At 37.8% G+C, this 17,351-nt stretch carries 13 protein-coding genes; 6 read left to right on the forward strand and 7 right to left on the reverse strand.

Translation table 11 applies throughout. From position 1 onward, the window contains the following. From N7931_RS14105 to N7931_RS14115, 3 genes are all read right to left on the reverse strand, one after another. On the reverse strand, nt 1-4,294 hold a 4,294-nt coding region (locus N7931_RS14105; protein WP_262794934.1), incomplete at its 3' end, for a beta strand repeat-containing protein. 100 nt (nt 4,295-4,394) lie between these two features. Continuing rightward, nucleotides 4,395-5,708, reverse strand: coding sequence for a S8 family peptidase (locus N7931_RS14110; protein ID WP_262794936.1), 1,314 nt, complete (start codon nt 5,706-5,708; stop codon nt 4,395-4,397). Between the two features lie 447 nt (nt 5,709-6,155). Beyond that, on the reverse strand, nt 6,156-7,130 hold the full coding sequence (locus N7931_RS14115; protein WP_262794937.1) for a S8 family peptidase: 975 nt from the start codon (nt 7,128-7,130) through the stop codon (nt 6,156-6,158). A gap of 202 nt (nt 7,131-7,332) precedes the next feature. Here N7931_RS14115 and N7931_RS14120 point away from each other — a divergent pair, with 202 nt between their 5' ends. Together N7931_RS14120 and N7931_RS14125 are read left to right on the forward strand one after the other, a co-directional pair. Then, nucleotides 7,333-8,373, forward strand: coding sequence for a tetratricopeptide repeat protein (locus N7931_RS14120; protein ID WP_262794938.1), 1,041 nt, complete (start codon nt 7,333-7,335; stop codon nt 8,371-8,373). A gap of 13 nt (nt 8,374-8,386) precedes the next feature. Continuing rightward, nucleotides 8,387-8,848, forward strand: a complete 462-nt coding sequence (locus N7931_RS14125; protein ID WP_262794939.1) for an adenylyltransferase/cytidyltransferase family protein — start codon at nt 8,387-8,389, stop codon at nt 8,846-8,848. 87 nt (nt 8,849-8,935) lie between these two features. Here the strand turns inward: N7931_RS14125 and N7931_RS14130 are convergent, their stop codons facing one another. The 3 genes from N7931_RS14130 to N7931_RS14140 form a co-directional block, all read right to left on the reverse strand. Beyond that, the gene (locus N7931_RS14130) at nt 8,936-9,775 is read right to left on the reverse strand and encodes a sugar phosphate isomerase/epimerase family protein (protein ID WP_262794941.1); all 840 of its coding nucleotides are present in this window, start codon (nt 9,773-9,775) and stop codon (nt 8,936-8,938) included. Nucleotides 9,776-9,801: 26 nt separating this feature from the next. Next, the gene (locus N7931_RS14135) at nt 9,802-11,346 is read right to left on the reverse strand and encodes a rhamnogalacturonan acetylesterase (RefSeq protein WP_262794943.1); all 1,545 of its coding nucleotides are present in this window, start codon (nt 11,344-11,346) and stop codon (nt 9,802-9,804) included. A 276-nt stretch (nt 11,347-11,622) separates the two neighbouring features. Beyond that, a complete protein-coding gene (locus tag N7931_RS14140) occupies nt 11,623-12,144 on the reverse strand; it encodes a phage integrase N-terminal SAM-like domain-containing protein (protein ID WP_262794945.1) in 522 nt (173 codons plus the stop codon). A gap of 344 nt (nt 12,145-12,488) precedes the next feature. On the opposite strand from N7931_RS14140, the gene N7931_RS14145 reads away from it, so the two are divergent. The 4 genes from N7931_RS14145 to N7931_RS14160 all read left to right on the forward strand — a co-directional run bounded on the left by N7931_RS14145 (nt 12,489) and on the right by N7931_RS14160 (nt 14,460). Continuing rightward, the gene (locus N7931_RS14145) at nt 12,489-12,899 is read left to right on the forward strand and encodes a DUF4279 domain-containing protein (protein WP_262794947.1); all 411 of its coding nucleotides are present in this window, start codon (nt 12,489-12,491) and stop codon (nt 12,897-12,899) included. 31 nt (nt 12,900-12,930) lie between these two features. Beyond that, a complete protein-coding gene (locus N7931_RS14150; protein ID WP_262794949.1) occupies nt 12,931-13,365 on the forward strand; it encodes a hypothetical protein in 435 nt (144 codons plus the stop codon). 331 nt (nt 13,366-13,696) lie between these two features. Continuing rightward, entirely contained in the window at nt 13,697-14,107 is a 411-nt protein-coding gene (locus N7931_RS14155) for a hypothetical protein (RefSeq protein WP_262794950.1), read from the forward strand. A gap of 104 nt (nt 14,108-14,211) precedes the next feature. Next, nucleotides 14,212-14,460 (forward strand): hypothetical protein, encoded by a 249-nt coding sequence (locus N7931_RS14160; RefSeq protein ID WP_262794951.1) that lies wholly within the window; start codon nt 14,212-14,214, stop codon nt 14,458-14,460. 314 nt (nt 14,461-14,774) lie between these two features. Here the strand turns inward: N7931_RS14160 and N7931_RS14165 are convergent, their stop codons facing one another. Next, on the reverse strand, nt 14,775-17,330 hold the full coding sequence (locus tag N7931_RS14165) for a glycosyl hydrolase 115 family protein (RefSeq protein ID WP_262794952.1): 2,556 nt from the start codon (nt 17,328-17,330) through the stop codon (nt 14,775-14,777). Between the last annotated feature and the right edge of the window lie 21 nt (nt 17,331-17,351).

Below are 17,351 nucleotides of genomic sequence, written 5' to 3' on the forward strand. Positions count from 1 at the left end.
AGGTGTTACCCGCTGTGTCGGTTTGCGTTGCGCTAACCGTTAAATTGCCGTTATTAAAGCTGCTAACATCTAACTCACTGCCTGCAATGCTCCAGCTACCTGAGCCATCGGCTGTGACTTGGGCTGTATCTGTATAGCTGCCATCTGTGATGGCAATATCGACGGTAGCGTTGGCTTCTGCCCCTGTACCCGTAATCAGTACGTCATTATCTTCTGCGGCGTTGATAATATCATCGCTTTCTATTGGGGTCGTAATACTTAATGAATTCGGAACTGTATTATCGACAGTCGCGTTTGTGGTATCTGCTGTCGTTGTGCTATTACCTGAATTATCAGTTGCTGTAACCGAAATATTTCGGTTAAAAGAATTAATACTGCCGGCAACAATAGTGTAAATAGCTGTCCATGTACCAGAAGAATTAGCCGCCGATACTGCACTGCCGCCACCAAACTGAGAAAAATCAACGGTCACATTTGCAGTCAGATCACTATTGTTTTCTCCACCAACTGTATTGTCCCATGTAGCAGTAACCGTATCACCAACTTTGTACACGCCACCTGTTCCGGTTGCACCTGAAATAGAAATATTTGCATCCGTCACAACAGGTGCGCTGTTATCAACCGTTGCATTTGAGGTATCTGATGTGGTTCTTGATCCCACAGTATTAGTAGCAGAAATACTTACATTCCGATTAGTTGCATCAATACTACCAGCGACAATGGTATAGCTAGCTGTCCATGTTCCTGCACTTTCAGTTGCCACAACAGCAAAGCCGCCACCAAAGTTTGAAAAATCAACAGTTACACCTGTCACACCCGCGTTATTATCACCTGCTCCCGTGTTATTCCATGTGACCGTAACTGTATCACCCACCTTAAAAGCGCCGCTGGTTCCAGTCCCACCAGAAATAGAAATATTAGCATCACTAATAATAGGTTTAGTCGAAATATTTACCGTAGAAGCAATTGATAATACAGCCGTATCATCGCCACCGTTTGCAGTACCACCATTATCTTTTAATGATGTAAGCGTAACCACTCTAGCGCTTGTGCTTGGCTGTACTTTGGTATTATTGTATTGGATTGCGTTTAAAATAGACTCGGTTGTTGCATCATTTAACGAGCCATTCGTAAGGGTAACGGTTGCCGTTGCAGCAACAACACTCACTGTGTAATTTAATCCGTTTGAGGCAGTAGTACCGGATGTGCCATTAGTTAAAGAAATCGCGGTTCCAGCAATAGTCAGCTTTTCATCTGCACCATCATTAACATTAGTCACCGTTAAACTAAAACCGGTAACAGCTTCGCCTAAGTCAACTGTACTAACATCTGCCGAGCTAAATAAATTAACGGCGCTACCACCTTCGTTAAAGGTTGGATTAGCTGGAGTTGCCGTAACAATTGGTTGATCGTTAACAGAGTTAACTGTAATCGCAAAAGTTTGACTGTTAACACTTGCACCTTCATCGTCAGCTAAATTAAAAACAAAGCTATCCGAAGTGGTTTCACTACCATTATGAACATAATGCAGGCTATCATTATCAATTGTTGTTTGCGTAAAGCTGGCGTTATTGGGTAAACTTAAAGCCTCACCATCATCCAAAATATCATTTGAGTTATTATCAACAAATAATGTACCTTTTGTGGGTAAGGTCGAAATTGTATAGGTTAAATCACTGGCTGCGTCATCAGCATCACTGGATAGAAGCTCACTTGAACTAATGACTCCACTTCCACCTTCATTTAAGGTTAAGCCATTATTGTTCGCTACAATAGGGGTATCATTGACTGCTATAATATCGACATTAATTGTTGCTAATATTACATCCCCTGAACCATCATTAGCTTTAATCGTGAACAATGCATTATTGTCTCCACTTGTATCTGCAGCACCGATATAACTGATGTTTGATGAGTTAGAAAAATAATCATTTAAGTCACTTATCGAACCGACTAAAGTAATCGTCGTATCATTCACCAAAGTTGCAGTGACACCACTTGTATCGATAGGATCTGAAAAAATCCCAGCTGTAGTAGTAATAGTAACAGTTAAACTTGTATTATCTGCATCTCCTAGTTGAATGCTGGATAAATCTAGGCTCCCCTGAGTATCTTCAGTGTAAGTTAGATCAGTAGCTATACTGCCACCTCCGCCAACTTCACGCCAAGCCATACACATAAAATTTAGGGCATTATTGCACGGAACACTTCCAATAAGGGTGTACCATGCACCATTCTGGTTCGCAACGCCTTTAACAGTATTACTACTACTGGTTCCTGCTGCACAGCTATTAGTATTAACAGAACCATCTGAGTTTGAAAAAGTCCAAAAATATTTAACATTACCACTATTTTCAAATAAATCAGACGCACCTGTATTTAGATTAGAGAGGGTACCGTCCAGAAAGTCACTCATTCCTGAATTGGTAAGTTTAGTTCCGCCTGAGTTATAAATAGGTAAATTTGGTACGCCATAGTTGACTTCCATGTCACGAATTTCATCAGTTTCAGACAATGAAATGAGCGCATGTGCTTTTACTGTTCCACTGCCATCTAACTTACTAGTATCATCATGTTTTTCTTCAAACTGCGCTTTACACAAAGCATCTATATTTGTTCGTGCTTCGCTGGACGTAGCCCCCAAAAAACCATTGGTGAGTTCACTAGTATTGTCTGCAATATCAAATAGTAAAGTTTTAGTTGACGCAGTACCTAGCCGAGCTGAAGCTGTAGGTGAATCATTTACACTTATAATAGAAACAATAGCTTGATTAGTTCCAGTACTAGATAAACTGCCATCGTTAAAACTATAGTTCAGTGTAACACTGTTGGGAGGTACATCAGAGGTATTTGCATAAGTCAGACTTTGTAATACTGAATCAACAATTGCCGACGTGGCATTAGAATTAAAAGTTAAAACAAGGGTACCAGATGAATTTGTCGTGACAGTCCCAACTGAAGTGCCATTATAGGTCAAGCCATTGCCTTCGGTTAAAGTTCCCAATAATCCGTTATTTGCAAAAACATCTTCGCTATTAGCTCCACCGTTTCGAACAATAGTTAACGACGCATTATTGTAGTTACCCGCACTGCTATTTAACGCATCTAGCTCTGTATCCGAAACAGTTACATTACTATCTAATACAACAGCAGTTCCCCCCTCAGTGAAGCTTGGAGAACCATCTAGGTTTGCAAATACTGGTGCAGTATTTGGTGCAGCGGTTGTCGTTATATCTAGCTTAGTCGGCGAAGACTGTAAGTTAGGCGTTCCTTCATCATCCTCTGCGATAAAATAAATATCATAAGCGGTAGATGCTGTTAATCCTGTTAAAGTGATTGTCCCACTATAACTACCTGAGTTTAATGTAACATTTGCACTGCTAATTACTTCTGCGGAGCGACCAGAACCCATATCATAATCAACACCCGCTTTAACCTGTGCTGCATTTGGTGCAAAAGCGCCATCTACCACCACAATTGCATAGACTGTACCGCCTTCGTTAATATCGAGATTAAACACCGCTTGATTATGATTAATTGTATTTTCAGAAGGTGTTGAATTTTCAAAAGAAGGTGCCGCTTCATCTATATCTGTTACCGTAATAGCAACATTTTGTGTCGCCGTATTATTGCTACTTTCACCATCATTTGCAGTAACTGTAATATTGTAAATATTGTTGCCGCCATTGTCTGCCGGCGATTCATAATCCGGTGCAGTCTTAAAAGTGATAACACCTGAACTTGAATCAATATTAAACAGTAAAGCGTCTGTACCGGATAAAGAGTAAGTGACCCCCGAATCATTGCTACCGCCATCACCATTGTCAGCATTAACATCAAGCACTGTTCCCGTGCCATTTTCTGCAAAGTTTGTAGATGCGCTGCTGTTAAAGGATGGAGGATTATTACTAGGCGTCCCTGCATCCCAAGCACAAAGAGGTGCGTAAGCACTACATCCTGTCTCGGTTGTATAACCACTACAAAATGTATTTCGGGGGTCCCCATCAGCAGGTCCACATTGCAGAAACACAAGCCGTCCCCAACTTGGATCGCGCGTGACCGTAATGGCTTTGTTAATCAACCTTGACTGCACATAATCTAGCGCTTGCTGATTAACGGTTTTATGAGTCGCTGCGCCATTTAATGTCTCTGCATTTGCTAGCGTTGATGAAACCACTGCCACAGGTAATTGAATGGCTGCACTGCATAGCAATGCAGCCTTAATATGAGTTTGTAGTTTACTGTGCGTAAAGATCGCTGCGCTTTTATATTCTGTATCCATAGTTTTATCCACATTTTGTACCCCGAAACATTCTTCTAAGGTAGGAATGACTTTTGTTTAAGTTGTTGTTTTAGTCACAATTAATACAACAACTTACATCACTTAAATTTTTTTAATTATCTAATCCAATACTCGTCACTTGAGCTAGCTTTTGCTTGACGTTACTTGCCGTTAATTCAGGTTCGGATGCCAACAACAGTGCAATTATGCCAGTACCATATGCAGCTGCATAAGAGGTGCCGCCAAAACCACTGTATGCATTATTTTTTGCAGTTACCTTGGCGCTGTAACCAGGCATCCAAGCGCTAATCGATTTACCAAAGTTGCTGAATCTTGCAGGTATACCACTAGTATCTAGTGCTCCCACCACCACCGCAGATTCAATACTCGCCTCTGTACTATTTGCTTTAATCATGTTCCCACTATTTCCGGCAGCTATTACTACTAACGCCCCTTTACCGTCTCGGCCGGTTTGTGCTAAGCCATCAATGGCATCTTTTATTGGTTCCAGTAGCAACTGCGTTTGCCAACTCATATTAATCACATCTGCTTGAGCCAGTTTGGCTATATGTAATGACTCTAATGTATAGCTAGCCCAGCTTTTTGTTTGTCTAATCGCGATAAGTCCGGCATCGGTTGCAAGCCCAGCCACTTCATCAGGCAAGAATTCGTTTGCTCTGGCAAAAATAACCCCCAGTACCTTTGTACCATGATTATCCAATCTGCTTTGCGGCCGGACATCTTTAGCTCTTCTCTCAATATCGTAAGTCAATAATATGTTAGTTTTGCTAAAGGCATCATGTTTCAAATCAAAGCCATCATCAATAACAACCACTTTTACTCCCTCACCTTGGGTCGATTGTTGTAATTGCTCTTGCCATTTCTCTATCCGATACAATCGATACGGTAAGCTTTTAGCTGCACTCGCTTCTGATAATATTTTTGTTAATGGGTGTTCAGTTTTTTTCTTTTTAATCTCAAGGTTTGATTTAACTTGCAAAAGGTCTGGCTGGACATATATCACGCCTTTCAAACCAATGGCTACTTCAAGCGCATAAGTTAAGCTCAGCGCAGATTCCCCCTTTAACGATACCACCATAAACTCGTGCTCGGCAAAGGGTCCAAAGGTCGCTAGCTGATCCACATTTATTTTTTCTTTTAACGCGTTTGCAACGTCTCGCCCCATCCCAGCCTTAATTTTTATGATTATCCTGTTACACAGTTCCACTAATTGTTCTGAATCAGCAAACCTATATACCCTCGTACCCTCAGAACCGCTGTGCTCAAGTGTTATCTTTTTGCCAAAATTAACAAATTCGATTTCCTGAGCATTTATAGTACCAATGGATAAAGCAACAAATATAAAGCACTGCACCAATTTTAGCCTTAATAGATTAAAAAGCTGATAAACTTCTTTTGTATACATCAGTTAATACTCTCACTAAGGTCAGTTAAATTTTTCTGTATACTTTTTACAATGATACATTGGTGCCACACCATGCTAAATACGAGTGTCCCGAAGTAGAATAGCTTTGAGTTAACTTTTTCATATAATTTAAAAAAGTTATAGAATATTTAATTATTTCAAAAGCATTTTGATTAAATATCAATTAACACTTTGCTTTTCGAGAACCGACATAATTTGTTTTGATGAACAGATGAGCTATCTACAAAAAAATCACGAAGATCAACATACCCTAAAAATTTTATTAGTTAGGTATCAAACTTACAGGCTCAATAGCGACCATTACTCATTCTAGACCAATATAGATGACACGTTGATTAAATTGAACAAATAAATAAAGCTAAAATTGTTTTAGATCAACTTTTATTTGTACTTTTTTACTGCTTCCGACAATGTAACCGCTGGATTTTACTCAATTACTGCTACTGCGGCAAATAATCCGCTCAATCTAGCTGCAGCCATTAAGGTTCCTGAAAAACGACCGACTTTAGCTAAGTTAATGCTAGCTTCATAGATATTTTTAGTTATTTTTACGCCCTGATTACCTGCCGAAAATACAACTGCCGTGCCTTTTCCAGAGCGACCATTAACAGCTAGATCATCAACAACGTCTTTAATAGGTTCAAGTAACATCCTGGAATGCCAGCTACAATTAATGATATCAGCACGATTTAGCTTAGCAACTTGAAACGCTAACAAAGTATTAGAAGTCCAAGTTGTAGGTTGTCTAATTGCAATAAAATTTGCTAATGGAGCCAAACCATTAAAAGAATTATTTTTTCCAAAAATAATTTTGGCTACCTTTGTTCCATGATAATCCAATTTGTTTTTGGGTCGTGCAGATAAACTCTGGTTTTGTACATCATATTCAAACACAATTTGAGTTTGTTTAAAATCAGCATCAGTTAAATCAAAACCATCATCGATAATTCCAATATTTATATTTTTACCATCTAACTTGTCTAAATGCTCAAAATAAACCTGATCAAATAATGTCTGTTTATTTGGTAAATAATGTTGTTTACTCGCTTCGGTTTTAACCCTGTGTTGCAATATATCAGGCTGTACTAATAAAATGCCATTTATCTGGCTTAACTGTTTAATCTCCGAATCAATAGATATGCCATCTTTCAGCTCGGCTACATAATAATTAAATGACTCTCCCTGATACGCTTGCCAAACTCGTGTAACTATATTTTTTATATAAATTTGCTCGGCTAGTTGTAGATGTGTTTCTGTCTTTATAATTAACCGATTTGATATATTTACTATAAGATTTGAAGATTCAACAAAATAACTTTCATTTTGTTTTAATAATTCAACACTTGTATTTAAGTTTAAAAATGAAATTTTTTCAGTTGCATAACTAATTGATATAAACACATAGCTTAAAACAAAGCAGTTAACTACCAGCAAGTGAAGTAATTTGAAGTTAATTTTTAACTTACGCAAAAGGAGTGATTGGTAAAAAAATGATAAATAAAATACTAAGTGGATTTCTTTTTGAATTCAACCAATATAAATTGAATAAATAAAACTCTACCACTATCTCCTATAATTTGTGAAAACAAATACGTTAATAAATATGGCTTCTTTAGATTTAATTATAAAAGGCATCAAGCTTTATCAGCAAAATCAATTTTCCTCAGCTAAAACTCAATTTTTAGCAGTTTTAAAAACAGATCCTGATTCGATAATCGCAATCCGTTATTTAACTGAAATAGCGATTATTGAAGGCACAAGTGCTGAATACATTGAACAAATTAAACAATGTTTAACTAAACAACCAAGTTCAATTGATTTATCTCATTTATTAGCGGTGGTTTATCAGCAAAATAAACAATTAAAACTGGCGATACAATATTACCGAAAAACTCTCAATTTATTATTAACCACAAAACCTGAACCGATTAAACCCACCCAAGCGATGCCTTTCGATCAAAAAAAATATGAAGCCACTTTATGGCAAACGCTGGTGTTATTTCGCCAGTATAATATTCGCTCATTCGCCACCTCTGGTACTTTGTTAGGATTAACCCGCGATAACGCCCTACTACCTTTTGATAAAGATATTGATATCGGCATTGATTGGGGACAAATGTCACAAGCTATCAAACTGCTAAAACAAAATGGCTGGCAGGAACATAAACGCTCTTATGACTTAATTAATCCACGCTGTTTTATTCACTCAAATGGGGTTATTTTAGATTTATGCGGTTATGGCGTTGAGCAAAAAAATGGGCAAACGATTTCTGGTTTATGGATGGCAAATATTCCGTTTTCATGGAATCGGGTAACCACTTATTCCCAAATAGATTTATCTGATAAAACAACGCCTTATGGCATTGTATGGCACCCTAAACAACCTGAACTTATTTTGCAGGCTTTATATGGTAACTGGCAAGTGCCAGATCCGGATTTTGATACCATTATTTGTGCCAAAAATTTAGCCGGTTTTAGTCTGTTAACTCAATGCTTTGCTTATTCAAGAATTTATATTTTGTGGCGCAAACAAAAGTGGCAAAAAGTTGAAAAACTATTGGCTCAGGTTAGGCATTTTCAAACCGACGATGATTTATTTATTGAACTTGAACAAGCGTTAAAACAACAACTCACTTCACCATAATAGGTTAATCATAATGAATAAAAATAGAGTATTAGCATTAGGTGTATTTGATTTATTTCATGTTGGCCATCTTAACTTTTTAAAGTTTGCCCGCCAGCAAGGTGATGAATTAATTGTTGGCGTTGCGCCAGATGCAATGTGCTTCAAATCTAAGGGGAAAAATCCGGTGATTAATCAAACTCAGCGAATGGAAATAATTAAAGCGCTGGGTATAGTAAGTGACGTCACTTTAGTCAAGTACCCAATAGTTGAAACGCAAAATGTAGTAAATTGGATGCAAACATTAAATATCAATACCGTCGTGAGTGGTATTCAATGGCAAAATACTGATCGTTGGAATCAATTAATTCCAAAACTTGCTGCCCATCATATAAACGTGATTTTTGCACCGGCAACGCCAGATATTTCCAGTACCCAAATTAAGCAGTCGATTGTTAATTTGTTTTTAGCTGATTCGGCCAAAATTGAGGATTAAAAATCAAGTATTGATAATTATGTATTAAAAAATTTAGCACCTAAATAACAGGTGCTAAATCATTTTCAAACATAAGCTAACTTAATTTTATTTACAAAAAGCTTTTAAAAAGTCTAACGTTTCCGTCGCTTTTTCATGGCCGGTAGCTTCTAAAATAATTTGAATGCCCGGCTTTTTATCTTTTAATAAATTAAATAAGTGTGCATGATCCATTTCGCCAGTTCCGGCTGGTAAGTCGCCCCATTTTAAACCGTCTTTTAAAATGTAATCTTTGCTGTGAATGGCAACAATTCTGTCGCCAAATTTAGTAAATGCTTCATCCATCAAAGCTTGCTGATCTTGGGTTTGGTCAGGCGGGAAAAAATTTACGGGATCATAAATCACTTGCACATTAGGAGAATCAACTAATTCCAGCATACGAACCATTTTATCGTATGTGTGAATTGTATGATGATGAGCAACCCCTTCAATCCCAACAATTGAGCCATATTTTTCTGCAGTTTTAGCCAAGCGTTTAACGGCATCAACCAGCTCTAAAAAAGATTCTTCTGTTTGCGATTCAGGATGGTAAGTACAATCAGGGTTTTTAGAACCAGTTTCTGTTCCAACAATGGCACAGCCAAAATCACGGGCAAAACGTAAATGTTCTTCAAACCTTAATAAAGATTGCTCTTTAATCTCTGGATCGGGGTGGATTGGATTAATATAACAACCCAATACTGCAATATTAATCCCCTGAGCTTTAAACTCATCCCGCACATGATTAGCAAAACCCGGTGATAACTGACCTGCTTTTTCTTCAATAAAAGGAAAAGATTTAGCTAAAGCTAATTGTATACAAGTTGCCCCATATTGACCTATTTCTTTTGCTATTTCCGCTGGGTTACCCTGACCAAAATCATGAGCTCTTAAACCTAAATTCCACATAAAACAATAATCCAAAAAATAAGTGGTTATAAACCTAAAATATAATTAAGCTGCTCAGCTACAACTTGCGCTGTTAACTTAGCACCTTCTTTGCTGGTGTGAGTATGCTTGTCTCCAAATAAAGGGTCAACTGCATCCGGCCCTAATTGATCATATTTTGATGAAATCAAGTTATGTAAATCAATAAAATGGCTGCCACTTTGACGAGCTACATGGTTAGCCCATTGCGGATAGCTATTTTCTGCACGCTGAATTAAAGGTTTATCTTGTTGCCATGTTTTACGCGGTACCGGTGAGCAAATAATTGGAATAACGCCTAACGCTTTTGCCTGGCCAATCATTTTTCTTAAATAACCACCATACGAATAAACCGTTTCAACTTTGCCAGTTAACATGTTGTCAATAATTTCATATTCCTGACCAATACCACGAATTGTACCGCGAGCACGGCTGTCGTCATTTAACGCTGCCGCGTCATTATGCCCAAACTGAATTAACACAATATCGCCCGGTTGCATCATATTTAATGCACGTTGCCAGTGTCCGGCGGTCATAAATGTACGGCTGCTTAATCCGCCAATTGCGCGATTCACTAAATTAACATTTTTTTGATTTAAATAATCGCCAACAAAATCGCCCCAGCCCCATTGGCCATTAGCACCGTCACCTGCACCATTTCGTACAGTTGAGTCGCCAACCATAAATACACTACGGCGAGTTTTATCAGCCACCACAGGTAAACGTAACCATGTCCAATCGCGTGACTCCAATGCTTTACCTTTGGCTGAATAATAAGATTTATCTAAAGTTGGGCGCATCCCTTTTAAGGCACTAACAATAGTTGCCGCGTGTAACTGCGCACCTTGAGGATTAAAATGAACATAGTCTTTTACAAACATTTCAGAAGTTTTAGCTTCGCCTAACATTTCTAATTGATCAGCAACCAAATTAGATACATCAATATATTGGGTATCTAATTCCCATGCTAATTGATACATCCAATAACCGTATTGGCCTGAACCACGTTCAATTCGGCCATTTTTCCATAAATTTCGGGCAGTTAAAGATAATAAAACCGGTGTTGCCTGCTTTGCTTTTACATCGGCAACCATTTTACGAATGTAATGACCAAAGCTATAAACGGTTTCGTCTTTACCAGTTAATTTATTCTGAATAAACTGGCTTTCTTCGCCAATGCCACCAATTGTGCCACGCGCGCGTTTTTCGTCATTTATTGGGCTTGCATCGTTATGACCAAACTGAATTAATACTAAATCGCCCGGCTTAACATCTTTAATTAATGCATCCCATAAACCTTCAGCAATAAAAGTTCGGGTAGAGCGACCACCACGGGCGCGGTTATCAACTTTCGTTTTAGATGTATCAAAAAATTGTTCAAGTTCACCAGCCCAACCTTGTTGATCTGGTTTACCATAACCTGCGGCTGTTGAATCACCGGCAACAAATATCGTTTGTGGCTGTAAATTATTATCATCTTTTGCATTCGCCACTTGGCATAATCCTAATGTTAACCAAGTTACACAAACCGCTTTTATGAGATTTAACTTCATTTTACCCTCTTATAATTGACGTCTCTGCGCTGACAATAAGTGATTGTAAATGATTGATTTTGACAACTCAATAACAAATAAAAATATTATTAATAAGTTATTAAAACAATGCTCACCCAATATTAATAATTATCTGTAATTCACTATTTATGGCATTCAAACCGAAAGGCGTAAAACGGGCTAAAGCCAGCACGACAAGGTGATCTTAATTACTCAGGACTTTATAAAAACGGAGCTAGTCATCACAGGAAGAGGCTGATAGGTAATGCCAGATATTTATCTTTTAAAGTGTAGTAACTTATATCTGATCTTACAGTTTTGATGAATAGGTTTAGACTTCAATTGGTTATTAAAATCAATATCTTTAATACGTAACCTTAGTGCTTCATTAATCCTTAGACCAGCTCCAAACAGTAAACTTGCTATCAGTTTATACTGAATCGGCAATAGGTTGATAATGTGCACCGCCTCGTCATGACTAATTACAACAGGCATAGAAACTTGCTTTTTTGTAAATCTAAAATTCAAATTGTCGGTTTCTTTATTCAGGATATTTTTATAGACGAATATTATTGCGCAAAGAGCTTGATTTTGAGTTGCTGCGTTAACCTGCTTATTAACTGCTAAATGAGTTAAGAATCGTTCAATTTCAAAATTCCCCATGTTTTCAGGGTGCTTGTAATCATTAAAGCGAATGAAACATTTTATCCAATGCAAATAAGCTTTCTCAGTTTGATAGCTGTAATGTCGAATTCGCAATTCAGCTCGGATAGATTCTAAAAATGGTGATTTAGACATAATTTCCGCTCCTTAGAATTAAGACTGGTTATATATACAGTTATAATTCTAAGGTTGATTTTTTGCCAGTATATTCTCGCTTTCTCCAGAATATTAATGGCTCGGTTTCTACATTTTTAATGTTAAGTTATTGATTTTAATTTGTTTACTGGTTTGCATAATAGACTAATTGATTCTCGGTTTCACACATGTATTGGCTTCTACATTGGAAAATATGATTGACTTTAAATTTAAATAGTCTAAGTTTTTGAAATTAATTATTTTTATTTATGGATTCTTCATTCAGCACGTATGTGGAAAGCGAGAATTCATGATAAAAGCTGTTAGCTCTCTAGGGGGACTCATTGAGCTCTAATGAAGGACGCATATATTTTGCTCTAGACGGAGGAAATATTGAGCCCGAAGAATTGTCAAAATTTCTTGGTATCGAGGCTACGTCTATTTTGAGGAAAGACTCAAGAGAGGTCGGCAAGCGTTCCAATATAAATTCATGGGAACTATCAACTCCAAATGTAATTGGTGAGTATGTTGATGTTTACGAGTTGTCAAAGGACCTAATTGTTGAGCTATTGCCAAAAAAGGATCTTATTATTGTGGCTATCAAGCGTTTTAATTTTACTCCTAGGTTTGAAGTTGTTTTGTGCATTTCAACTAATGAAGAACATTCCACCCCAGCAATTGGTTTTGATGCAAATGTTGTTAAATTTTTAGGTGAAGTTGGTGCGTATATTGACATTGATACTTATAGGAATTGAACACGAGAGCTAACAAAAAACTTATGTGGGAATGCTAAAAGATGAAAACAAAATACTTCTGCCTGTTTACTCTACTTTTTTAATAGCCGCCCCCGCTATATGGCTGGCTCTTCATGAGCTATTTGGTGGTGAAGCAGCGTGTTTTGAGAAGCTGGCAGTTGATGAACATCCTCTTGGTTGCAGTACTCAATTGCAGGCAATTGTTTCTATCGTTATTTATCTATTAAGTGGGCTCATTACACTTCTTATAATTGTTATTTCTAGTCGGTGGTTTTCTGCTTCCCACATTGTCAATTTTCTATTATTTGTTGTTTCAGTATTTTCGGTAGTATACGCAAGAAGACTTCCTGAAAACGTTAGTGCCGTCGAAGCTGCACAAGAGAGTATTAATTTGCTTTTCCCATATTTTTCTATTTTGTTAATTATCTTTCTTTCAAGAAATTTCTGGGTTAAAGGTAAAGCCTAACAAAGCAATCAAACGGATGGTTTTTAAGTTGGTCATTAAAAAGCTTCTAGAGTTATTTATCATCCCAATAGCTTGGGCTATCTTTTTATCTCTTTTCATATGGTTATTGTCTGCGGGGAATACAACCATCGCGCTAGCAGTTGGTGGTATTTATACGTTGTTCGCAGCGGAGCATATTTGTAACTATTCCAATCGTTCAACTAGTCCTATAATTAACAAAGTTGCTAGCTACAGAATTATGTATTTAGTTTACTGGCTCAGCCCAATGTGTATTTTATTTTGCCTTTATAGTGTGTTCGGCACATACAAGGCGCTGAAAAAGGAGTTTTGATTGAAAATTTTAATCCTGATTTTGTGTTCTGTTCTAACCTTTGGTTGCACCTCAACTAATAGTGATAAATCTGAGTATGTCTACAGTACCAATTTGAATTATAAGCAAATGGTTAAACTTCATTACCAACAATCAAAAACTAAGATTGGGTTTCAATATGAAGCTTACCAACTAATTCCTGAACACAATAAATATTGGTCTCCGATTGCAAAAAAATGCCGGAAATTAACAGAAGATGAAGGTAATCAATCTTTTGAATTCGTTTTTGCCGTGAACAAAGACGGTAACGTTATAGACGCGAAGTCTGAACTGGAAAGTAATGGAGTAAAATGCTTTCTTAATGGTATTAAAGGTATAAAATACCCGAAACCACCTTACGAAACTTGGTACGAAGTAGTAAGAGTAAAGTAAATATAACAAGGCGCTGAAAAAGCGGACGCGTAAAGCTTGGCTCGCGTTCGTTTCACTAAGTTTAGCCAAGCTTTACTTGCCGTTTATTGCGGCGTTCGGTGTCTATGGAAAAAGTATACCTGCTGGAACATTTGCACATAATTTCTCAAAACAATGAGTGTGTAAAAACAATCGGAATTTATGCTTCTGAACAAGAGGCAATCGCAGCTGTTGAGCGGCTAAAAGTACAACCTGGGTTTATAGATTTTCCTCAAATTAATCCCGATAGTGGTGACGAAAGTGGTTTTTATATTTCATGTTACCCACTTGGTAAAGATCATTGGGCCGAAGGTTTCGTAACAATCGACACCTAACAAAAAATTTATGTGGGACTGCTAAAGGTTGGCTCGGTTCCGCTTAACTATTTTAGCCAATCTTTATCAGCCTCATAATTGGGCGTTGAACTTGTTTTTCTGTATTTAAGTTTAGTCGGCTAACTGGCCTTTAGCTGACGTAAATATCCTAGAGCTCAACTTCCCCTTCTGGCACCTATGCGACTTTCAGATTTGATTGAGTTCTGTTAATCGAGCCTGACAGATCGAGTTAAGACTTATTCATTTAAAGTTTGATATTTACACCGCTGAATATCATTTCAACGGTGTATTAAACATTAAATAACGAGCTAAATTTATTTTTGCAGTGGTATCTCGTAACTTGGTTGATACTCTGCTGGATAAACCGCAAGCTGATCCAATACAATACCGGTTTGATTAACCTGAATACGAATATGAGTAGAACCCTCTGCCGGAGCGGTTAACGGAATATAAATATTCTGGCTGTTTCTCAGCGTATTGATTTTCCACGCTTCGCTACGCCCTTTGGTATTTAAATCAAACTGACCTAAAGGTTGCTCATTTACAAATACTTTAATTTGATGATCGAACTGATTAGCATGGGTTGGTAAAAATCTAAGCTCCAGTTGATACGTTTGATTAGCCGTTAAATCTAATTGATATTCCAGCCAAGGTTGCTCTGTTTCAAAATAAACATTTTCCAGCGGCAATAAGGTTATTGCGCGATCACTGTACCCTAAGCTTTCAATACTTTGCCAATTAAAGCCATCTACGTCGTGCTTTTTGCTATATTCACTGGCTTGTCGATAAATTGCATCTGACGCAATATTTGGCTCTGGTTGTGCAGCTAAATCAAATTCAGGCGCTTTAAATACAGGCAAGTTTCTCGGCTGCATCGACATCATTTTTTGCCATTTACCCTTACTGATTGCATCGTTATAGGTGTTGGTTAACTCAACAATTGTTTGATAAGCAGCTGTCGCTTTGGCTCGCCACTGCGCACCATCGGCTGGTTGGGTTGCATTCACCGCAAACTGACGATAAATAAATTTTTCATTCATTGCGGCTGCTGCTTTAACCGGATAAGCAACTAACTGAAACCAAGCGTCCTGTTTTTCTGCTGTAATATGCTTTGCTAGCTGATCAACTTGAGCAACCAAATGATGATAAGCCGCTAAACGTTTGTCTGCTTCAGCTTTTGAAAACTCGGTTAATTTAGTCTCTCGGGTTGGCTCGGTTTGACTCCAGCCCATGTATTCAGGTTTACGCAGTGATGCAAGGCGGTAATATTCATTCATTAGCGCTGCAATTTGGGCTGAGTGCGACTGGCCAAATTCACGGGCTGCCCAATCTTGCATATATTGCTCAATTGAGTCGTGTTGAATCGAGTTAATATCCCAAGCTAAATCCAGAAAAAACTCCATATTATATTCAGCCGGTTTAATGTCACCCACATTGGCGATCCACATTTTTTGAGCACCATTTGCATAAGCTCGTGCCATCTCAAACCAGATTAAACCCGGTTGAGTTGTGCTAAGCCACAAATAATCATGTGGTCGACCCCAATAACTTAAATGATAATAAACCCCGCTGCCGCCAGCGCGTAACTGCTCTTGTTTATTACTCAGACGACGAATATAACCATAGTTATCATCTGTCCACATTAGCGTGACATCGTCCGGTACTTTTAAACCATTATTGTAAAGTTCTAGAACTTCTTTATAAGGAATGAAAGTTTGTGGAATATTTTCTGCGGGTTTAGCCAGAGTGGTTGATAACATTTTGCGTTGAGTACTAATAATATCGTCTAAAATACCAATACTATCTTCAATGCTTTCAGCGCCTTCCATGTGGCTATCGTGAATACCCCGCATGCCTAAAGTAGCAATAAATTGGTCTTTATCTCCTTTTACCTGCTCGATTCTTTGCTGCCAATATTGGTTAATGGTTTCACTGTTAGTAAAATAGTTATATTCACCCAGTGTTTTTTTATCCCATTCATCTACATTATTACGTAGCATAGGTTCAGCATGCGAAGTACCAATCACAATATGGTACTGCTGTGCCATTTGCTGGTTACCATCAATCGCATAAAACGCCTGCGTGCTTGGGTGCATAGCAGGCCAAATAGTATTGGCTTTTAATCTTAATAAAAGCTGAAAGATTTTTTCGTAAGTTTTAGGGCCAATATCGCCGACTTCAGGTTCAAATGTATGTTCAGCCCAAGGTTGTAATCCCCAGTCTTCATCGTTTAAAAAAATACCGCGATATTGAACAGATGGGCCACTAATTAACCCTTGTTGGGGTAACGTTATGCTAACTTGTTCTTGCCATTGTGGCGTAACATCCGCCCACCAACGCCAAGGTGAAATCCCTAATTTTTCAGATAACTCAAAAATACCATAAACAGTACCGCGAACATCGCTACCTGTAATCGTCAACTGATTTTTATCTGCCTGAATTTCAAAATGTTCCCACTTTGAAATGAGCTCGTTGCTTTGTGCATGCGCTTTTAGCTCAGTGTGATTCATTAACTGATCAGAGAGTTGACCAATATAAATCCCTTTATTGAGGGCACTTTCAGTTTCAACTAAAGCTAATGTTTTGCCAGATAAGGCTTTAATATCATCAATTAATGCCTGTGCCGCCCATTTAATTAATGGATCAGTATTCGGATCTATATAAACCGTTTGCTGCTGTGTATCACTAATAATAGTAAAGTCAGTTAATTGTTCAGCAGGCTGAGATAAATCAGCATTCGCCTTGTTTTCAGCAGTTTGGACTGTTCGATTATCGCCACAGCCCGACACGAAACAAACACTGGCAATTAAGCCACTAATTAAAGCTAACTTAGGCTTAAATACCGGTTTTAACTTAATACGTAAACTCATTTTTATTCCATTTCGCAATTT

It is taken from the genome of Catenovulum sp. 2E275 (assembly GCF_025515275.1).
Taxonomy (GTDB): domain Bacteria; phylum Pseudomonadota; class Gammaproteobacteria; order Enterobacterales; family Alteromonadaceae; genus Catenovulum.

Excerpts from the sequence above, each read along its gene's own strand:
- N7931_RS14125 (WP_262794939.1), top strand. The coding sequence starts at position 8,387 with ATGAATAAAAATAGAGTATTAGCATTAGGTGTATTTGATTTATTTCAT.
- N7931_RS14110 (WP_262794936.1), bottom strand. The coding sequence starts at position 5,708 with ATGTATACAAAAGAAGTTTATCAGCTTTTTAATCTATTAAGGCTAAAA.
- N7931_RS14130 (WP_262794941.1), bottom strand. The coding sequence starts at position 9,775 with ATGTGGAATTTAGGTTTAAGAGCTCATGATTTTGGTCAGGGTAACCCA.
- N7931_RS14135 (WP_262794943.1), bottom strand. The coding sequence starts at position 11,346 with ATGAAGTTAAATCTCATAAAAGCGGTTTGTGTAACTTGGTTAACATTA.
- N7931_RS14165 (WP_262794952.1), bottom strand. The coding sequence starts at position 17,330 with ATGAGTTTACGTATTAAGTTAAAACCGGTATTTAAGCCTAAGTTAGCT.
- N7931_RS14120 (WP_262794938.1), top strand. The coding sequence starts at position 7,333 with ATGGCTTCTTTAGATTTAATTATAAAAGGCATCAAGCTTTATCAGCAA.
- N7931_RS14150 (WP_262794949.1), top strand. The coding sequence starts at position 12,931 with ATGCTAAAAGATGAAAACAAAATACTTCTGCCTGTTTACTCTACTTTT.
- N7931_RS14160 (WP_262794951.1), top strand. The coding sequence starts at position 14,212 with ATGGAAAAAGTATACCTGCTGGAACATTTGCACATAATTTCTCAAAAC.
- N7931_RS14140 (WP_262794945.1), bottom strand. The coding sequence starts at position 12,144 with ATGTCTAAATCACCATTTTTAGAATCTATCCGAGCTGAATTGCGAATT.